Source organism: Bacteroides sp. AF39-16AC (assembly GCF_003602735.1).
Lineage (GTDB): Bacteria > Bacteroidota > Bacteroidia > Bacteroidales > Bacteroidaceae > Bacteroides > Bacteroides uniformis.
The window spans coordinates 1-2,804 of the sequence record NZ_QTLN01000060.1; the positions used below are offsets into that span (position 1 = coordinate 1).

Below are 2,804 nucleotides of genomic sequence, written 5' to 3' on the forward strand. Positions count from 1 at the left end.
CCCCCCCCCGCCCCCAAAGGGGGAGCGACCAAACGGCAGCCTCTCTCAATGGAGTGTTACGTCGTTCGGATTCGGAAGAAATTTTGCAGGGTTCGGAAAACGGTTGTGTGCTTATTCTAAAAAAAGTTTATGGTGTGGCGCTCGTCGGGACGGGTGGTCCCGCCCCTTGCCGCTGGGCGCTCCCCGACCGATGATTTTTAAGTGACTGATTTTGTGCTGTTTTGGGGGTATATTAAGAATAGAAGAAATAGAATAAGTTAAGTACTTGATACACAATATAGGGCATTTTCCATATTGGAAATTCTCATTTTCCAATCTAGAAAATACTGATTTCCTAATATAATACTAAACAGGAAAATAATATTTCCCTTAATATTGTTTTTATGGAAAATAATAGTTTACTTTGTGGAGAATAATATTTCCCAAAAACACATCAAAATGGAAAATAAAAAAGCAGTTAAGTTAACCGATTTTCAAAAGAACGAAGAAAATCCTTTTATGAAACAAGCTATAGAAGGTATTGAAAATCATGTTGTTAAAAAGTATAAGAGTAATAGTGGTGGCGATAAGAGAGCCGTAGTAGCTTTAGCCGACACTGAAACTGGAGAAGTGTTTAAGACTTCGTTTATCCGTCAAATAGAAGTAGATGAAGAACAATTCACTAAATTGTATCTTTCTAACTTTGCTGCATTCTTTGACCTATCACAAGCAGCTATTCGGGTTTTTGGTTACTTTATGACCTGCATGAAACCCAAAAATGATTTAATCATCTTCAATAGAAAAAAATGCCTAGAATATACCAAATACAAAACAGACAAAGCCGTTTATAAAGGACTTGCAGAACTTGTAAAAGCTGAAATCATAGCCCGAGGACCAGCCGATAATCTTTGGTTTATTAATCCTCTGATAGTATTCAATGGTGACCGAGTGACATTTGCTAAAACATACGTTCGGAAAAAGACTTTAGCTGCCCAAAAGAAAGAAGAAGCAGAGAAACGACAATTATCACTTGGCTTTGATGAACAGTAACACTCCATTGAGTGAAGCTGCCGTTTGGTCGCTCCCCCTTTGGGGGCGGGGGGGGGATAGATAAAGTTCCTCTATGTAAAGTTATAATGGGGGATGAAAGGCAAGGTTCGCTAACCTTACCCCGATTGTTTATGCTTCCCAGCATTCAATCTATCCCCGTTTATGGGTTTCTCTTTCACCCTACAAAGATAACCTCATGGGGGAAAAATGTCCAAGAATATGGGGTAAAAACTATCAAGTCGGTAGAAAATAAGTATCTTTGAAGTACATTTTTAGTAGAGGTACTGGTATGCCTAGACGAAGCAGATAGGCAAAAATAAAGCCGCTGGAGATGTCGGATGTCCGTCAATTAACTCCAGCGGCTTGTATTTTGGTAACTCTCCCGTATCGGTCGGCTACCGTTTGGTCAGCAACAAAGGTAGTACTTTATTGTCGCAAATCCAAATGTTTTCCCCTTTATTTGTGCATTTACAGAACATTTGCTAACTTCGCACCTATGCAGTATGGTGATAGCACACTAGCACCATAAAGGGTGCGTGTGTAAGGGGACAAGCCCCCTTAACCCCCTGTCAGCCGGCTGTCACCGGCTGTTATCGATTGTCACAAAAATGTTAACTTATGGGAGCAACAAGTATTCATGTACAAGCAGTGAAGCCGGGGAGTGAGATTCACAACTTTAGGGAAAAAGAGTTGGACTATGTTCGTCCCGAACTTAGTCATTTGAATGAAAGCTGGGTTGGAGATAGCATCTCCCATCGGCTGGAAAGTGCGAAACAAAGATATCTCGATACGGTTGGGCAGAAGATGCAGGCTAAAGCCGCACCCATACGAGAGGGAGTAATAGTAATCAAACAAGAAACCACCATGCAGGAACTCCAGCAGTTTGCCACGGTCTGCAAAGAACGTTTCGGTATCGAAGCATTTCAAATCCATATACACAAGGACGAAGGATACATGAACGCAAAGCAATGGACACCTAACCTTCATGCCCATGTAGTTTTCGATTGGACGCAGCCGAATGGGAAAAGTGTGCGTTTATCGCGTGATGACATGGCAGAACTCCAAACCATAGCATCTGAAACACTGGGCATGGAACGTGGCGTTTCTTCTGACCGCAAACACTTATCGGCTATGCAGTACAAGACCGAATGTGCGAAAGAACAGCTTCAGGAACTATCAAACGATATATCCAGTGCATTAGACAAACACAAGGACGTACAAAACCAGCTTCTTCAGCTTCAGAAAGAACTACGTTCCATTGAAACAAAGAAGAACGTCCAAAAACTCATTTCTAAGGCTTCAGAGAAGTTTTACGGCTTGATTGGAAAAACAGTCAACGATAGGGAAAAGGATGCCTTAAAAGCCAAAGTAAAGGCTTTAGAGGGGGAAAATGAACAGCTATCCGATAGACTGGGAAAGGCTATACTTGAAAAAGAGCAAAACGGCACAAAGGCATTCAAAGCCGAGAATGACAAGGAGTATTATAGACAACAAATGGACAACGCAAGGACAACCAGTAACCGATTAAGGACGGAGAACCAAGAACTAAAGACCGAAACCAAGGAATTGAAAAAAGAACTTGGTAAGATGAAAGACTTGTTCAATTCCGAACAACTGGAGGCTTTAAGGCATCATTTCCCAAACATATCAAAAGCTATGGAAGAGGGGAAAGACCTACTCAAGCAAATCACCAGAAGCAGAGGTTTCGGTATGGGTATGTAACCCCCCCCCGCCCCCAAAGGGGGAGCGACCAAACGGCAGCCTCTCTCAATGGA

Annotated in this window: 2 protein-coding genes; both read left to right on the top strand. The window is 42.1% G+C overall.

All coding sequences use genetic code 11. The features are described 5' to 3' along the window. The first annotated feature begins 438 nt into the window (after nucleotides 1–438). Nucleotides 439–1,029: a replication/maintenance protein RepL gene (locus DW039_RS20545; protein ID WP_004295513.1), complete on the top strand. Its 591-nt coding sequence runs from the start codon at nucleotides 439–441 to the stop codon at nucleotides 1,027–1,029. Between the two features lie 618 nt (nucleotides 1,030–1,647). Beyond that, entirely contained in the window at nucleotides 1,648–2,751 is a 1,104-nt protein-coding gene (locus DW039_RS20560) for a plasmid recombination protein (RefSeq protein WP_007219893.1), read from the top strand. Nucleotides 2,752–2,804 lie beyond the last annotated feature (53 nt).